The sequence below is a fragment of the Siccirubricoccus phaeus genome (assembly GCF_008360935.1).
Classification (GTDB): Bacteria; Pseudomonadota; Alphaproteobacteria; order Acetobacterales; family Acetobacteraceae; genus Siccirubricoccus; species Siccirubricoccus phaeus.
On the sequence record NZ_SRXO01000017.1, the window covers coordinates 107,956 to 123,085 of the forward strand.

A 15,130-nucleotide genomic window follows, 5' to 3' on the forward strand; every position below is an offset into this window, starting at 1 on the left:
GACGCACCTTAGGGTTCACATTACGTTCTGATCCGTGTGGGGAGAAAGGCCGTGTCTCAAGGCAGCAAGAGGAAGCTAGTAGTTGCTGCGTGCTGCCGTTCGTGCGGGCGTCCCCTGTCGCAAAACGGAGGCGTAGTGGCTGCCTCGAGCTACGGGCGCTGCTGTTCCGACGCGCGTCGTCAGAAAGCTATGACGAAGCTTGGTCTCAGTCCCATCACGCCCGCCGACTTTGACGGTCCGTATCTCATCCGCCGCGACCGCTGACGCAGCTAGTGCTCTGACGCATTCAGACGGTACACGGGGCAGAGCTGTTACCCTTGGTGCCAACTGGGTATTCCGCCCTGCGGCATGAATCTCCGTCTGCATCAGAGTACTAGCACGAGGCGAAATACGCTTTGAGCTCGTTGAGGCAGGAAGTTCCTCCGATCTTGCCGTTCGATCCACCCATAACTTTCCGTCTGCCGTTGTCGACCGGTTCGGTCCACGCTCGCCATTCATGTTTGCGCGGAGAGTGGCGTGTCCACTCGACCTTGTGGAGCCGCTGTTTCTGCCGCCGCGACCACGCGATAAGGTCGTCGTTGACGAAGCATTCCCACTCAGAAGCAACAGGGAGATCGGCAAACGCCGCAAGCAATTGCTCACAATTTTGATAGCGAGCCGTAGGATCGTCGGCCATCATCTGGCGAATTACGCGACGCCATTTAGGGGGGATGTGCGGCAGCCATTCGAGTGAGTCCACAAATCCGCCTTTGGCAATCTCGTACCGGGGCGTTCCCTGTCGCTCGTACCAATTTCTCCCGTGAAGCAGGCGGTAGAGCGTCATCCCCAGGGCCCAAATGTCGGTCTTCACGCTGGCAGCGCCAGAATTCCACGCCTCGTAGGCTAGGTGGTCCAGATAGCCGCCGGCGCGGGCGTAGCCCATAAAGATGTCGTCCGTGACCCAGCCAAAGTCGCCGAGAAGTGCGATACCATCAGCATCGAGTAGAATATTGGCTGGTTTGATGTCGCGATGAAGCATTCCGCGCTGATGGAGAGCCTGAAGGCCGAAGGTAACCTCAGTTGCAACCTTTCTCACGTCGGAAAGCTTCATGGGACCATGATCGAAGGCCTTCTGCAGCGAACCGCGAGGGCACAGCTTCATGGTGAAGCAGATGCTCTCGCCGTCCGGTGCTGCCATGCAGCCGTAGACTTGGACCACGTTACGATGCGTCGCAGCCGAGAGTCGCTGGGCCTCTTGGAGAAGGCCGTTGCGGCGTGGGTGCCATTCGTGGTCGGGTTCGTCTGGGCGCCGCGACAAAACTTTAGCAGCGACTTGCCCATGAACCGGGTCTTTAGCAAGATAGACTTCGCCGTAGTGCCCAGCACCCAGAAACGCTTCCATTTCGAGGCCAGGGACGAGAACCGTCATGCCGTCCCCCGGTCAGCGATGAGCAGGAGGGCGGCTTCACGGCTTCCGGCTCGCAGGTCGACGCCTTCTGTGTTCTCAGTCCAGAAAACGTCATCCTTGACGTACTCATCGACGGTACGATCACCGAACTGGCGGCTGATAATCGCCTTCGCCACACTGCGGACGGGACAGACTGAGCGTGCGGCAGCGATGACAACACCCCGAACTTCTGCGCTCTCTAGATGCGCCAGCTTCATTGAGCCGCGCTGATTCACCGCGCTCGCCTTCAGCACCACTCGCTTGACTCCGTGCTCGCGGAGATAGTTTGCTACTTGCTGATAGATCACGTTGTAGGCGTCCTCGCGCGCCCCTTTTTGCAGGCTCCAAGTGTGGTCGGCGATTAGTACGATCGGACCGTCAACCGGCACCTCTGCATCGACTACTACGACTTTGTCGCCTGAAACCGTAAATCCGACTCGCCGCTCTGCCATTCGCTTCTCATTCCACCCGCTCAACGTGGTGTAAAAGCTAGCGGCTACCCAGGCAAGCCGATGCCCTACGACCCGCACGGATCGGGTGGGAGCAGACCGAACGACTGCATCTTGAAGCAGAAAGCTCAAACGTGTTGTTCCGGATTAGCCATTGCCAGATACCTGATCGCCTCGCCTGACGGCCGAAAGGGATTGAGACCAGCCGTAAGTGATACATTGGATGCAGCATGCTGCTCGCGGGACCGAGCGCGTACTCGGCTGATGCGGCGCTCCCTTACTGCCCCTGAGCCACGTGTCCGAAACACTGCCATGCGGCCAACTCGCGTACGGGGTGGCCGGCGTTTTTGACGCCCTCCAAGCAAGGAGAATCGCATGCTCACCCTGGACTCCTCGGTCGAGCCGTACTGGCTCGACCTGCCGCGCGGCGTGCGCGTGGAGATCCGGCCCGTCACCACCGCTGTCATGGCGGCGGCGCAGGCCGCGGCCTCGCGCCGTCTGGGCGCAATCCGTGCTGCTGGTGAGGATCTCGACCCCGACATGGCGCGTGGCCTCGCCTTCGCTTTCCTGGTCAAGGCACTGGCCCGGCATGCCGTCACCGCCTGGGACGGCATCGGCGATGCCGAGGGCAAGCCGCTGCCTCTGTCCCCCGAGGCCGTCGAGCGGCTGATGGACCTCGACGACATTGCCGCCGCGTTCTGGGACCAGGCGACCCGGCCTGTGGCGGCGGTGGCCGCCGAGGGAAACGGCTGAGGGCCCGCGCCGCCTGGCACTTCGGCCGCGGGCCCGAGTACTGCCGCGGCTGCGCCGCCCTCGGGCGCGACTGCGCCGAGGCCTGCCCCTACGCCGCGCACGCTCCTGCCAGCGTCGAGGGCGCTGCCTGCTGGGCCGCCGGCACGGCCTGCGCCGAGGCGACGATGACGGGGCTGAGCTTGGACATGGCCGCCGCGCTCTCCGCCGCCCGGGAGATGGGCGCCGCCGGCTGGGCGGCGACCGAACTGCTGCTGGCCATCCGCAGCGGCATGGCGGAGGGCCGCGCCGAGGCGGCGCCGCGCGCGGCGGGAGGAGGATAGCCCATGGCCGACGCCACCCGCCGGGTCTCGGTCCGCCTCTCGGTCGATGGCGCCCAGCAGACCAAGCAGGAGCTGCGCGAGGTCGGCGAGGCCGGCCAGCGCTCGCTCGAGCGGATCAAGGAGGGCACCGAGCGCGCCTCGCGGGCGCTCGACCTGCTCGATGCCGCCGTGCGCGGGGTGCAGATCGCCGGCCTTGCCGCCGGGGTGCGCGCCCTGGTGCTGGGCGGCGACCAGCTGACCGGGAGCCTGTCGCGGCTGCAGACCGCGGTCGGCTCGGTCGAGCGCGCCGGCGAGGTCTACGAGCGGCTGTACCGCGACGCGCTGCAGACCGGGGTCGCGGTCAAGGAGAGCGTCGACGCCTTCCAGCGCTTCTCGGTGGCGGCGCGGGAGATCGGCGCCACCTCCGACCAGGTCGCCCAGCTGGTGGGCGGCTTGCAGCGGGTCGCCATCGTCTCCGGTGCCTCCACCCAGGAGATCAGCAGCGCCACCCTGCAGCTGGCCCAGGCACTGGCCTCCGGCGTGCTGCAGGGCGACGAGCTGCGCTCGGTGCTGGAAGCCATGCCGCTGCTGGCCGAGGCCCTGGCCCGGGAACTCGGCACCTCGATCGGCGAGCTGCGCCAGCTTGGCTCCGAGGGCAAGCTCACCGCCGACCGGGTGTTCCCGGCGCTGCTGCGCGCCACCGAGCGGGTCGGGGCGGAGCTCGGCAAGGCGCCGCTCTCCTTGGGGCGGGCCTTCGGCCAGCTGCAGGTGGCCGCCGACGGCTTCCTCGGCCAGCTCGACCGCGCCATCGGCCTCTCCAATGCCCTGGCCCGCGCCCTCTCCGGGGCCGCCCGGGCGCTGGACGGGGTCCGCCGCGGCGCTGGGCTGCTGACAGAGGGCGAGCGGCTGGCCGACCTGCGCAAGCAGGCCGAGGCCATCGCCCGGCAGATCGCCACCCTCGATGCCGGCATCGACACCACCCGCAACAACGGCACCCTGCGGCCGCGGCTGACCGAGGAGGATCGGCAGCGGCGCCTGGCCGAGCTGCGCGAGCAGTACCGCGAGATCCAGGCGGAGATCGCCAGCCAGGAGCAGGCCGCCGGCGAGCGGCAGCGCCAGGAGCAGGAGCGGGCCGGCCAGCAGGCGACCGACGCCCGCCGCACCCGGGCGGCGCAGGATGTCGAGGAGCTGCGCAAGCAGCTGGATGACCGCTTCAAGATCCAGCAGGAGTACCAGGACCGGCTCAAGCGGCTGCGCGAGGCCGAAGCCGCCGGCGCCCTCACCACTGCCGACCGCACCCGGCTGGAGACCCTGGCGCTCCGCGAGCGCGACGAGGCCCTGCGCCGGCTGGAGCCGCGGGTCGAGTCCAACCGCCGGGCCCAGGCCGAGGCGGCCCGCCAGGCGCGCGAGGCGGAGCGCGAGCTCAACGACCTGCTGCGCGAGCGCGAGCGGCTGATCCAGGACAACGAGACCGCCTATGAGCGCTACCAGCGCCGGATGGAGCGCCTCTCCAGCCTGGTGGAGCGGGCGGAGCGCATCGGCCGGCCGGTGCCGGACGCCACCATCCAGCGCGAGGCCGAGCGGGCCATGGAGGAGCTGGAGAAGGCCGAGAAGCGCGTGCAGGAGGGCGCCGAGCGGACCAACGAGACAGTGCGCGAGCTCGGGCTGACCTTCGCCAGCGCCTTCGAGGACGCCATCGTGAAAGGCGACAAGCTGTCGAAGGTGCTGCAGGGCCTGCTGCAGGACATCACTCGCATCATCGCCCGCAAGACCATCACCGAGCCGCTCGGCAATGCGGTCTCCTCGGCATTGTCGGGTTTCTCGCTCGATGGCCTGTTCAACACGGTCGGCTCCTGGATCGGCGGCCTGTTCCGCGCCGAGGGCGGCCCGGTCGCGGCCGGGCAGCCCTACATCGTCGGCGAGCGCGGGCCCGAGTGGTTCGTCCCCAGCAGCCCGGGCACCGTGCTGCCGAACGGCACCGCGCCGGGCGGGACCACCATCCAGCAGACCATCAGCATCGACGCGCGCGGGGCGGATGCCGGCGTTGAGGCCCGGCTGCGGCTGCTGGCCGGGCAGATCGCTCGCCAGGCCTCGGCCATGACGCTGGACGCCATTCGCCGCGGCGGATCGGCCTACGAGACAGTGCGGGGGTAGCGCCCATGGTCGAGTATGCCTGGCCGGAGGCGCTGCGCCCCTCGCGGCTCAGCTTCTACCTGCAGCACAATACGACCCGCTTCGTCTCGCCGGTCACCCGCGCGACCCAGGTGATGCGGCGGGAGGGCACGCGCTGGGTGGCGGAGGCGAGCTTCGACCCGCTCAGCCCGGCCCGTGCCGGGCTGCTGGAGGGCTTGCTCGCGGCGCTGGCCGGCTCGCTGAACACGGTCCGCATCTGGGACTGGCGGCGGGAGTACCGCACCGGCGATCCCCGGAGCCAGGGCCAGGTGCCCGCCGGGCCTTACAGCTTCTCGGATGCCACGCTCTTCACCGACGGCACCGGCCTGGTGGTCGGCTCCGGCACGCCGGCGCTCGCGGCCGGGGCGCCGCGCGGGGCGCTGTCGATCCAGACTGCGGGCTGGTGGCCCGGCACGGTGGCAGTCGGGGCGGGCGACTACCTCGGCCTTGGCGGCCGGCTCTACATGGCCACCGAGGCGGTGACCGCCTCCGGCGCCGGCACCGCCACCGTCCCGATCGCGCCGCCGCTGCGCGCCGCGGCTGCCCTGGCCGAGCCGCTGGTGCTGAGCCGGCCGACCGTCGCCATGCGGCTGGTCTCCGATGACGAGGCGGCCAATCCGACCCGACCCGGCCGGTTCACGTCGATCAGCATCCGCCTTGAGGAAGCCCTCTGATGGACGGCATCACCGCCACGCCGCGCCTGCACCCGCAGGCAGCCGCGGCCGCTACCGCCCGGACCGCTGCACCGGTGGTGCTGGTCGACCTCGACTTCGCCTCCGGCCCCTTCCGCGCCTGGACCGGGCTCGGGCCGCTGCACTGGGCTGGCATGGTGTTCGAGGGGGTCGGCTCCATCGGCGCCATGGGCGAGGTGGAGGAGACGGTCGAACTCCGCGCCGTGCGCTTGACCCTGATGCTCTCGCCGGTGCCGCAGGAGGTGGTCAACATTGCCCTGGCCGAGCGCAGCTTCCGCCTCCGCCCGGCCCGGCTGTGGGGCGCCCTGCTGGATGAGGGGGGCGCCTTCGTCGCCGACCCGTTTCCGCTCTGGGCCGGGCTGATGGACACCATGGAGGTGGTGGACGGGGCCGAGCCGCGGGTCTCGCTCACCTGCGAGAGCCGGCTGGTCGACCTCGAGCGCGCCGAGGTGCGCCGCTACACCGATGCCGACCAGCAGGCCGAGTACCCCGGCGACCGCTTCTTTGAGTTCGTCCCCGCCCTGCAGGAGGCGGAGATCCGGCTGCCCGCGGCCTGATGCCCCGCCGTCCCGACTGGCTGGCCCGGCTGGCAGCTCTGCTGGCGGCGGCCGAGGCGCGCCCGTTCGATGCCCATGCCTGGAACTGTGGCCGCTTCGCCTTGGCCGGGGTGGAGGCGGTCACCGGCATCCGACCAGTCGTGCGGGTGCGGCCCACCCTGGAAGCCACAGCCGACAGCGCCGGCTTTCCGCGTCTGCCGCCCGCCTTCGCTCGCCCCGGCGACGTGGTGCTCGCCGGCGATCCGCCACGGCTCGGCGTGGTGGTGGACGGCGGCCGCGCCGCCTTCGTCGGGCCGCGTGGCCTCGTGCGCCAGCCGCTCACCACCTGCACCACCGCCTGGAGGATCGGCTGACGGAGCCTTCGCGGCAGCGCCGCCGGTCCGCCACCCGTGCACCCGTCCCGCCGCGATGCCGCGAGGTGTCCGCATGCCCGCCGCCATCCCCCTCGTCGCCGTCGTGGCCTCCGGCATCGCCTCGGCCGCGGTCGGCGGCGGCATCGTCGGCGCCCTGGTCGGCGCCGGCGCTGCCCTGGTCGTCACCGCCGTCGGCGGCGCCATCTTCCCGGCCAAGAAGCCGAGCGCGCCCACCACCCCGGCGACCACCGGCTTCGATGCCAGCGCGCCCGGCGCCGGGCGGACGCAGTCCTTCCGCCAACCCATCACCGAGCACCAGGTCGTCTTCGGCCGCTGCAAGGTCTCGGGCCCGATCGTCTTCCTGCACTCGGCCCCGGACGATCAGGGGCGGGCGGACGGCTACTTCTACGCCGTGGTGGTCCTGGCCGCGCACCAGGTGCGGGGCATAGGCGAGGTCTGGCTCGGCGACACGCTGGCGACGGACGCGAAGTATGCCGGCCTGGTCCGGATCGATCGCCACCTCGGCGCCCCCGACCAAGCGGCCAATGCCAACCTGGTGGCCGAGACCGGCGGGAAGTGGATGGCCGCGCACCGCGGCCGCGGTCGGGCCTACATCGTCGTCCGCCTCACGATCACCGCCGAGGCCTTCCCCTCCGGCCCGCCGAACATCGCCGCCCTGGTGGAGGGGGCCGACACCATCCTCGACCCGCGCACCGGCCAGGTGGGATGGTCGGACAACCCGGCCCTCTGCCTCGCCTGGTACCTGACCGCGCCCTTCGGCTGGCGGGCGTCCTGGGGCGACATCGACATCCCCGCCCTGATCGCCGCGGCGAATGTCTGCGACGAACTGGTCGGCACCCGCCGCGGCGTCTACGAGCGCCGCTACACCTGCAACGGCCGCGTCTCGCTTGGCGAGGGCAAGATCGCCATCACCCGCAAGCTGGTCTCCGCCATGGCCGGCGCCCTGGTGGTCTCGGGTGGGCGCTTCTTCATCCATGCCGGCGCCCCGGCCCTGCCGGCGGCGACGCTGACCAGCGATGATCTGCGCGGCGACGTGACGATCCAGGGCAGCCGGCCGCGGCGCGACCTCTTCAACGGCGTGCGCGCGGTCTATGTCGAGCCGGCCGCCAACTGGCAGCCGACCGACGCGCCGCCGCTCTTGGCCAGCAACTACGTCGCCGAGGACGGGGGCGAGGCGATCTACCGCGACATGGAGTTCCCGCTGACCACCTCGGTCAGCACGGTGCAGCGGATCATGAAGGCCGAGCTGGAGCGCAACCGCCGCCAGCGCGAGGTCGCCTTCCCGGCCAACCTCTCGGCCCTGCGGCTGCGCCCCTGGGAGGGGGCGATGGTCGCGCTCGACCGCCTGGTGCCCTTCCCGGCGCGGGTGACCGGCTGGTCGCTGTCGCCGGATGGCGGGGTGAACCTGACGCTCGCCGAGGAGGACGCCGCGGTCTGGGACTGGGACCCGGCGGTGGACGAGCGCGCCACCGGCGAGAGTCCCTCGGTGGTGCTGCCCAACCCCGGCGTCATCGCCGCCCCGGCCACGATCGCCGTCACCACCCCAGCCACCCCCGCCTTCGCTGCCCTGGCGGTGTCCTGGGCGGCGGTCCCGAGCGCGCACCTGGCCGGCTACGAGGTCGAGTTCCAGCCGGCCTCGGTCGCCGCCTGGCAGGGCTACGGGGCGGGGCTGGGCGCCACCGCGGCCGCGATCCCCACCGCCGAGCCGACCGCCCTCCGGGCGCGCGCCGTGGCCCGCAGCGGCGCCGTCTCGGGCTGGCGCGAGGCCCTGGTCCCGGCCGCCGTCTCGGCGCCCACCGCGACCGGCATCGCCGGCGGGATCCGGCTCTCGGGCGGCTTCCCGGCCGATGCGGTGCGACTGCAACTGTTCGAGGCCGCCTCGAACAGCCTGGCCGCGGCCAGCAAGCTTGCGGCCGAGCCGACGGGCCTGTTCTTCGACCGCACCGGCCTCACCGCCGGCCAGACCCGCTGGTACTGGCTGCGCGCCGTCTCGGCCGAGGGGAACGTGTCGGCCCTGGCCGGGCCCGTCTCTGCCACCGCCCTGTAGTGAGCTGGCCGACACCGCCACGCCTCCCCTGAGCAGGAAGAAGGGGGGCGTTCGGTAGCTCACGGCCCGAGGTCGCGCGCCTCCTGCTCCAACCGCAGATGCTCGCGCGCCAGTTCGAGGCTCCTCTGGAGGGTGCCCAGCACCTCCCGGGCCAGGGCGGCAGCCCGCGGATGATTGTCCCGGTCCAACTCCGCGATGACCCTGAGCTGGTGGGCAACGTGCCCCTCGGCCTCGCGGACATGGCGCTCGGACTGGGCGAGGGCGTCCTCCGGCTGATCCATGTCCCGCTCCTCCGGCGCGCAGCATACCCGCGGCGAGCCGTCCCCTGGCAAGCGCCAGACCAGCTCACCCCACGAGGACAGACGGCATGCCCGCCCGCATCGACGACCTGCTGGTCCTCAACGCCAACCTCAGCAAGACCGATTTCGCCAAGTACCTGCGCGACCGCGAGGCGGTGCTGCCGAGCGACTTCGGCGGCCTCGGGGACGGCGTGGCCGACGACCGCGCCGCCATCCAGGCCGCCTTCGATCGCGCCGCCGCCGACGGCAAGATGGCGGTGATCCCGCCCGGCACCTGGAACGTCTCCGCCGGCGTGGTGCTCGGCGGCGGCGCCCGCGGCCTGATCATGCGCGGGGTGCTCCGCTACACCGGCACGGCACCCGCGACGGTGCTGACCCTCGGCGATGGTGGCACCACCCGCAACGGTGAGAAGTTCTACGCCAACCTGCAGGTGGTGCGGCAGAACCAGTCCGACTGGGGCAGCGAGGCCGATATCGGCATCCTGGCCCGCAACCTGGACGCCAGCGTGCTCGATGTCCGCCTGGTGCAGGGCTTCACCATTGGCCTGCGGACGCTGGGGGACGGCCGCGGTTTCGAGGACAGCACGCTCTATCTGCACCGCTTCCTCAACAACCGCATCGGCCTCGACATCCGCTGCGCCACCGCGACCGCTTGGAACACCTCGGTCCGCTACTACGGCGGGCACTTCGCGGTGGCGACGGGGATCAACCCCACCCTGGACCGCTTCGGCATCCGCCTCTCGGCCGAGCCGGGGGCCTACAGCAACCACAACCGGCACGTCTTCGACGCGCCGAACTTCGAGTTGCGCCAGCTCGACCCGAACGTCGCCATCCCCTTCCTGAACGAGACCAACGGCTCCGCCATCATCGGCCGGGCGCTGCGGATGGAGGCCTGCTCGCCGATCGTCGCCCGCCACACCGGGGCGGCGCAGGACTGCGAGTACGAGGTGGCCTGGGCCAATACCTACGCGGTCGGGATCGACTACACCGCGACCGCCACCCGCTGCGGCAACGCCGTCCTCAACCGCCACCGCGCCCCCGCCTCGCGCCACCTCCGGCTGCTCGGGGCGGTGCCGAACCTGCGCGCCGCCGCCTTCCGGCACAGCGCCACCGAGGTCGGGGTGGAGGGCCTGGCCGCGGTCGCCACCTCGACCACCTCTGCCACGACCCTGGCCGGGCTGTCCTTCAACGGCCTGGACGGCATCGCCGCCACCTCCCGCGGGCTGCTGCTCGACGCGCAGAAGGGCTTCGCTTTCGTGGTAGACACCCGGTCGGCCAAGGAGTTCGCGCTTGCCCATTGGCTGGTCGGCGGCGCCGATGGCGGGCGGCTGTTCGTGCGCTGCTTCGACGCCGGCATGGCCGTGCGGGAGAACATCGCCGGCGACGTCCTCGCTTCGCTGACCACCCTGCAATGGAACATCCCCTCCAAGGCCTGGACCGGCGGCGCGGTGATGGCCGATGCCTCGCTGAACCGCCGCATGACGGTGCGGCTGGCCGAGGCGGTCGCCTTCGCGCAGATCGGCATCGTCGGCTTCGATGGGCAGATCGAGCTCGAGGCGCTGCGGCTCTACGGCATGCCGGAGCACGCCCCGGCGCTGCTCTGCGGCACGCCCATCCTGCCCGTGGGCCAGCGGGAGTTTGCGGCCGAGGTCGCCTGGGACCTGCCGAACCTGGCGCCGGGCGCCACCAGTCTGCTGGACGTGGCGGTCACCGGCTGCCGGCAGGGTGATCTGGCCGATGCGGCGCTGGCCTCCTCGACCCGCTTCATCGAGCTCGACGCCGCGGCCTGGACCAACAACACGGTCCGGGTGATGGCGCGCAACATCTCACCCTCGGCCACCTTCGACCTCAGTTCGGCCACGCTGTCGGTGGCGGTGAGAAAGCGACGAGTTGCCTGATGGCGGACGGCGCTGCCGTCATTGCGAAGTCGTCGCGGCACGCAGGGACAGATGGGAAGCATGGAAACTGAGGGTGCTCCGCAATGCTGCCGCTTCGCCACTCCTCGGTGAAGCAGGACGCCGCCCCCGCGGCACCGCTTGAATGCTCCAGCCCGGCATCCCATTTACCATCCACCCAGATGGTTATTGGATGGTTTGGAGATGGCGAGCAATGTCCACGAACTGCGGCCCAAGGCCGGCAGCGATACCGAAAAGATCACCATCAATCTCGGCTACGTCGACCTCGGCCACATCGACCTGCTGGTGCAGGACGGCTTCTACTCCAATCGTACCGACTTCATCCGCACCGCCATCCGCAACCAGATCGAGCGGCACGCCGACGCGGCCAAGCAGTCGGTCGTACGGAAAAACCTGGACCTCGGCTTGCGGCACTACAGCCGCGAGGACCTCGAGGCGGCGCGAGAGGCCGGGCAGATGCTCCATATCCGCGTGCTGGGCCTCGCCAGCATCGCGGCGGATGTCACGCCTGAACTGGCCCGAGCGACGATTGCCTCGATCTCCGTTCTGGGCGCACTCCAGGCCAGCGCCGCGGTGAAGGCCGCCCTGGCCGACCGCACCCGCTGATCATCCCGGGACGCACGGCACGCCGCTGACTGCCGCCCCGGATCGGGACGGCGGCCGACAGTTTCCACCATCGGCATTCCACGACGGAGTGCAGAGCGAGCCTCCCTGCGAGGAAGGCTGACCTGGCTCCGCGCATTGAAAGCATCAGACATGAACGCGATTCTCCCGAAGGGCATACTCGAGGCGACCCGCCTCACCCGCGAAGGCCGGCTCGCCGAAGCTTCCGCGCTGCTGCAGCGTCTTTTGCAAGGCGATGCGGCGGCTGACCCTGCAGCGGCCACGCCGCATGGCACCGTCGGCACCCCGACCGGGCGGTGGCCGCACATCATCGACGTGCACCCCGAGACCGGTGAAGTGTCGGATGCCAAGCCAGCCCCGACTGCCGGCCCGTGGTCGGCCGCCGGCATGGGCAAGGCCGCCCTGCCGCAGATGCCGGAGGCCCTGCGCGGTTTCCTCGACCAAGTGAGCCAGGACGCCCTGGGGCAGGGGCTGGACGGGCTGGTACGGCATGCCCCGGCGACCACGCCCGAGCCGATGCCCGAGGGGGCCCGGTTCGTGGCGGGGTCCTTCGCCGCCGAAGCCGGGAGCCGCGCCTACAAGCTGTACATCCCCAGCACCCATCGCGGGGGACCGGTGCCGCTGGTCGTCATGCTGCACGGCTGCACCCAGTCGCCCGACGACTTCGCCACCGGCACGCGCATGAACGCGCTCGCCGAGGAGCATGGCCTCCTCGTCCTCTACCCGGCGCAGCCGAGCTCCGCCAACGCCCAGAAGTGCTGGAACTGGTTCAGCCCGGGCGACCAGCGGCGCGACCAGGGGGAGCCCTCGCTGATCGCGGGCATGACCCGGCAGGTGATGCGCGAGCACGCGGTCGACCCGCAGCGCGTCTACGTCGCTGGGCTGTCGGCCGGCGGGGCGGCCGCCGCCATCCTGGGCCAGACCTATCCCGAGCTCTACGCCGCGGTCGGGGTGCATTCCGGCCTGGCCTGCGGCGCGGCCCGCGACCTCCCCTCCGCCTTCGCCGCCATGCGGCAGGGCGCGGCCGGCACGCCCCTCCGGACCGGTGAGGCGCAGCGGGTGGTCCCGACCATCGTCTTCCATGCCGACCGGGACACCACCGTTCATCCCCGCAACGGCGATCAGGTCATCGCGCAATCGGCTGCCACGGCGGCCAGTGGACTCCGGACCGATATCCAGCGTGGCCAGGTGGTGGGCGGGCACGCCTACAGCCGCACCGTGCACACCAATGCCGCGGGGCAGACCGTGCTCGAGCAGTGGCTCATCCACGGCGGCGGCCATGCCTGGTCAGGCGGTAGCCCCGCCGGTTCCTATACCGATCCGCGCGGGCCCGATGCCTCGCGCGAGATGCTCCGCTTCTTCCTGGAGCATACGCAGCGCGCCGCCGCCCCGTGATAGTCGCCGCAGTCCAGCTACGCGGCTGGCTTGCGCCACGTCGTCGGTGGTCGCACTGCGGCGCAGGGCGATAGCGCCGACGACCATGGCAGGCTGGTCCCTTTGGCGCCGGCCTGCGCCACGCGGATGATCGCGTCGCGCGCCTCAGCCGCTCGAGCGGTCTCCGACCAGGCTCCCGATCAGGCGCAGCAGAGCTTGGTGCTCGGGTCCCTGGCCGCCCCGGGCCAGGAAATCGCCGATCTCGAATTCAGCCCTTTGCCCTCCCGACGCGACACTGGGCTCGTGCCGCACGAACACCCGCCCGGAGCTGGAATCACGTGCGAGGAGCCACCGGTCGCCGTTGGCACTCGCATAAAGTTCCCTGGTTCCGATCATGTCAATTGTTTCCCACTGCGTGGTGACTTGCTGGACCTGGGGCTGAACGCCCCGGCCCGGACATCACCCAGGTGGCTACCGTGGACGGACACGGATTGCTCCGCAGCCCAACTCTTCACCTCACCAGCAGACCGCTTCCGGGTCGCCTCGCAGCGGGTTCGATTGCCGCGCGCATCGGCCCCACCAGCAGCTTGTCGATCCGCCGGCCATCTATATCCACCACTTCGAAGCGCCAGCCCTGCGCCTCGACCGCCTCACCGACCGGCGGCAGGCGGCCCGCCGCGGTCAGCACGAAGCCGGCGGCGGTGTGGTAGCTGCGCTCTTCCGGCAGGGCGAGCCCGATCAGCTCGGCCATCTCGTCCACCGGCATCCACCCGGCCAGTAGCCAGGAACCGTCCTCACGCCGCACGGCCACCGGCTCGTCGCCCGGCTCTGCGTCCGAGCGGAACGCCCCGACGATGGCCTCGGTCAAGTCGGTCGGCGTCACAATGCCCTCGAAATGGCCGTGCTCGTCGTGCACCAGCGCCATCGGCACCTCGGCCGCGCGGAGGGTGGCGAGCACGTCGAGCGCGTCCGCCGTGTCCGGCACCACCGGCGCCCGCCGCGCCGCGGCCCGCAGATCCAGCGGCCGTCCGGTCAGCAGCGCCGCGAGCAGCTCGCGCGACTGCACGACGCCCAGCATGGCCTCGGTCGAGCCCTCGCCGACCGGCAGACGGGAGTGTGCGGTCCGCATCAACACAGCGCGGACCGCCGCCTCGCCGGCGGTCGCATCGAGCCAGTCCACGTCGCCGCGGGGCGTCATCACGCCACGCACCGGCCGGTTGCCGAGCCGCAGGACACCCGCAATCATGCGCCGCTCGGCAGTCTCGATCGCCCCGGTCCGCTCGGCCTCGGCGACAAGCGCGCGCAGGTCGTCCTCCGTGACTCTCTCCTCCGGCGCCTCGGCGCGGCCGAGCAGGCGGAAGACCAGATCGGTCGAGGCATCGAGCAGCCAGCCGACCGGCGCGGCGATGCGCGAAATGATCGTCATGGCTGGGGCGACGGCGCAGGCCAGCCCCTCGGCGTGGCGGAGCGCCAGGCGCTTGGGCGCCAGCTCCCCCACCACGATCGAGAGATAGGTGACGAGGGCGACGACGAGACCGAAGCCCAGCGGCTCCGCCACCGCCACAGGCAGGCCGAGGCCCGTCAGCCAGGTGGCGAGGCGGCCGCCGAGGGCGGAACCGGACAAGGCGCCGGCGAGGATGCCGACCAGCGTGATTCCGATCTGGACGGTGGAGAGGAAGCGTCCGGGCTCCTCGGCCAAGGCCAGGGCGGCGCTGGCCCCGGGGCGGCCCGCTTCGGCCATGGCGCGTAGGCGACTCCGTCGGGCGGAGACGACCGCGAGCTCCGAGAGGGCGAAGACCCCGTTCAGCACTATCAGGACCAGGACGACGACGAGATCGAGCATCGGAGCTCCGCGGATGGACCGCCGTGGTGGGCGGCGGCCTGCATGTGGGGTGCGTCGGCCCCGGTGGGCAACGCGCTGCGGGTCGCCGGGCGAGCCGTGCCGTGGGGCGAGCGGCGAGGCCGTGTGCGGCGCCCGCGTCCCCGCGTTGGTGCGGACTCAGTCTTCCTGGAGGATTCCCGTGGGGTAGAAGCCCTTCCTCTGCACCCAGCGGAAGCCTTCGTGCTTGGTAATGGCGGCGATCTCGACCGCGCCGCCCACGCTCTTCGGCAGGAAGACGGCGAAGCGGACGAAGCCGATCGTGGTCT

General features: G+C 70.9%; 15 protein-coding genes. 10 read left to right on the forward strand and 5 right to left on the reverse strand.

Going from position 1 to position 15,130, the window contains the following annotated elements:
* Positions 1-373: 373 nt before the first annotated feature.
* Both E5N76_RS21440 and E5N76_RS21445 read right to left on the reverse strand, forming a co-directional pair.
* Positions 374-1,408 carry a serine/threonine-protein kinase gene (locus tag E5N76_RS21440; protein ID WP_149539362.1) on the reverse strand — a complete coding sequence of 345 codons (1,035 nt, stop codon included), beginning with the start codon at positions 1,406-1,408 and terminating at the stop codon, positions 374-376.
* Entirely contained in the window at positions 1,405-1,878 is a 474-nt protein-coding gene (locus tag E5N76_RS21445; RefSeq protein WP_149539363.1) for a hypothetical protein, read from the reverse strand. The genes E5N76_RS21440 and E5N76_RS21445 overlap by 4 nt, the downstream gene beginning before the upstream one ends.
* A gap of 372 nt (positions 1,879-2,250) precedes the next feature.
* On the opposite strand from E5N76_RS21445, the gene E5N76_RS21450 reads away from it, so the two are divergent.
* From E5N76_RS21450 to E5N76_RS31105, 7 genes are all read left to right on the forward strand, one after another.
* Positions 2,251-2,628, forward strand: coding sequence for a hypothetical protein (locus E5N76_RS21450; RefSeq protein WP_149539364.1), 378 nt, complete (start codon positions 2,251-2,253; stop codon positions 2,626-2,628).
* 164 nt (positions 2,629-2,792) lie between these two features.
* A complete protein-coding gene (locus tag E5N76_RS29710) occupies positions 2,793-2,948 on the forward strand; it encodes a hypothetical protein (RefSeq protein ID WP_187830314.1) in 156 nt (51 codons plus the stop codon).
* Positions 2,949-2,951: 3 nt separating this feature from the next.
* Complete coding sequence (locus E5N76_RS21455) at positions 2,952-5,081, forward strand: tape measure protein (RefSeq protein WP_149539365.1); 2,130 nt, start codon at positions 2,952-2,954, stop codon at positions 5,079-5,081.
* Between the two features lie 5 nt (positions 5,082-5,086).
* A complete protein-coding gene (locus tag E5N76_RS21460) occupies positions 5,087-5,773 on the forward strand; it encodes a hypothetical protein (protein ID WP_149539366.1) in 687 nt (228 codons plus the stop codon).
* Positions 5,773-6,348 (forward strand): hypothetical protein, encoded by a 576-nt coding sequence (locus E5N76_RS21465; RefSeq protein ID WP_149539367.1) that lies wholly within the window; start codon positions 5,773-5,775, stop codon positions 6,346-6,348. The genes E5N76_RS21460 and E5N76_RS21465 overlap by 1 nt, the downstream gene beginning before the upstream one ends.
* Positions 6,348-6,701 carry a DUF6950 family protein gene (locus tag E5N76_RS21470; RefSeq protein ID WP_149539368.1) on the forward strand — a complete coding sequence of 118 codons (354 nt, stop codon included), beginning with the start codon at positions 6,348-6,350 and terminating at the stop codon, positions 6,699-6,701. The genes E5N76_RS21465 and E5N76_RS21470 overlap by 1 nt, the downstream gene beginning before the upstream one ends.
* Positions 6,702-6,774: 73 nt before the next feature.
* Positions 6,775-8,769, forward strand: coding sequence for a phage tail protein (locus E5N76_RS31105; RefSeq protein ID WP_149539369.1), 1,995 nt, complete (start codon positions 6,775-6,777; stop codon positions 8,767-8,769).
* A 59-nt stretch (positions 8,770-8,828) separates the two neighbouring features.
* Here E5N76_RS31105 and E5N76_RS21480 read toward each other — a convergent pair whose 3' ends face one another.
* Complete coding sequence (locus E5N76_RS21480) at positions 8,829-9,050, reverse strand: hypothetical protein (protein WP_149539370.1); 222 nt, start codon at positions 9,048-9,050, stop codon at positions 8,829-8,831.
* A gap of 86 nt (positions 9,051-9,136) precedes the next feature.
* Between E5N76_RS21480 and E5N76_RS21485 the strand changes: the two genes are divergently transcribed.
* The 3 genes from E5N76_RS21485 to E5N76_RS21495 all read left to right on the forward strand — a co-directional run bounded on the left by E5N76_RS21485 (position 9,137) and on the right by E5N76_RS21495 (position 13,003).
* Positions 9,137-10,966 carry a pectate lyase family protein gene (locus E5N76_RS21485; protein ID WP_149539371.1) on the forward strand — a complete coding sequence of 610 codons (1,830 nt, stop codon included), beginning with the start codon at positions 9,137-9,139 and terminating at the stop codon, positions 10,964-10,966.
* A gap of 201 nt (positions 10,967-11,167) precedes the next feature.
* On the forward strand, positions 11,168-11,590 hold the full coding sequence (locus E5N76_RS21490; RefSeq protein WP_149539372.1) for a CopG family transcriptional regulator: 423 nt from the start codon (positions 11,168-11,170) through the stop codon (positions 11,588-11,590).
* A 150-nt stretch (positions 11,591-11,740) separates the two neighbouring features.
* Entirely contained in the window at positions 11,741-13,003 is a 1,263-nt protein-coding gene (locus E5N76_RS21495) for an extracellular catalytic domain type 1 short-chain-length polyhydroxyalkanoate depolymerase (RefSeq protein WP_149539373.1), read from the forward strand.
* A gap of 144 nt (positions 13,004-13,147) precedes the next feature.
* On the opposite strand, the gene E5N76_RS21500 is transcribed toward E5N76_RS21495, so the two are convergent.
* Together E5N76_RS21500 and E5N76_RS21505 are read right to left on the reverse strand one after the other, a co-directional pair.
* Complete coding sequence (locus E5N76_RS21500) at positions 13,148-13,378, reverse strand: hypothetical protein (RefSeq protein WP_149539374.1); 231 nt, start codon at positions 13,376-13,378, stop codon at positions 13,148-13,150.
* A 115-nt stretch (positions 13,379-13,493) separates the two neighbouring features.
* Positions 13,494-14,825 (reverse strand): hemolysin family protein, encoded by a 1,332-nt coding sequence (locus tag E5N76_RS21505; RefSeq protein WP_149539375.1) that lies wholly within the window; start codon positions 14,823-14,825, stop codon positions 13,494-13,496.
* Positions 14,826-15,130 lie beyond the last annotated feature (305 nt).

Excerpts from the sequence above, each read along its gene's own strand:
- E5N76_RS21485 (WP_149539371.1), top strand. The coding sequence starts at position 9,137 with ATGCCCGCCCGCATCGACGACCTGCTGGTCCTCAACGCCAACCTCAGC.
- E5N76_RS21440 (WP_149539362.1), bottom strand. The coding sequence starts at position 1,408 with ATGACGGTTCTCGTCCCTGGCCTCGAAATGGAAGCGTTTCTGGGTGCT.
- E5N76_RS21500 (WP_149539374.1), bottom strand. The coding sequence starts at position 13,378 with ATGATCGGAACCAGGGAACTTTATGCGAGTGCCAACGGCGACCGGTGG.
- E5N76_RS21470 (WP_149539368.1), top strand. The coding sequence starts at position 6,348 with ATGCCCCGCCGTCCCGACTGGCTGGCCCGGCTGGCAGCTCTGCTGGCG.
- E5N76_RS21490 (WP_149539372.1), top strand. The coding sequence starts at position 11,168 with ATGGCGAGCAATGTCCACGAACTGCGGCCCAAGGCCGGCAGCGATACC.
- E5N76_RS21455 (WP_149539365.1), top strand. The coding sequence starts at position 2,952 with ATGGCCGACGCCACCCGCCGGGTCTCGGTCCGCCTCTCGGTCGATGGC.
- E5N76_RS21505 (WP_149539375.1), bottom strand. The coding sequence starts at position 14,825 with ATGCTCGATCTCGTCGTCGTCCTGGTCCTGATAGTGCTGAACGGGGTC.
- E5N76_RS21480 (WP_149539370.1), bottom strand. The coding sequence starts at position 9,050 with ATGGATCAGCCGGAGGACGCCCTCGCCCAGTCCGAGCGCCATGTCCGC.
- E5N76_RS21450 (WP_149539364.1), top strand. The coding sequence starts at position 2,251 with ATGCTCACCCTGGACTCCTCGGTCGAGCCGTACTGGCTCGACCTGCCG.
- E5N76_RS29710 (WP_187830314.1), top strand. The coding sequence starts at position 2,793 with ATGACGGGGCTGAGCTTGGACATGGCCGCCGCGCTCTCCGCCGCCCGG.
- E5N76_RS21465 (WP_149539367.1), top strand. The coding sequence starts at position 5,773 with ATGGACGGCATCACCGCCACGCCGCGCCTGCACCCGCAGGCAGCCGCG.
- E5N76_RS21460 (WP_149539366.1), top strand. The coding sequence starts at position 5,087 with ATGGTCGAGTATGCCTGGCCGGAGGCGCTGCGCCCCTCGCGGCTCAGC.
- E5N76_RS21445 (WP_149539363.1), bottom strand. The coding sequence starts at position 1,878 with ATGGCAGAGCGGCGAGTCGGATTTACGGTTTCAGGCGACAAAGTCGTA.
- E5N76_RS31105 (WP_149539369.1), top strand. The coding sequence starts at position 6,775 with ATGCCCGCCGCCATCCCCCTCGTCGCCGTCGTGGCCTCCGGCATCGCC.
- E5N76_RS21495 (WP_149539373.1), top strand. The coding sequence starts at position 11,741 with ATGAACGCGATTCTCCCGAAGGGCATACTCGAGGCGACCCGCCTCACC.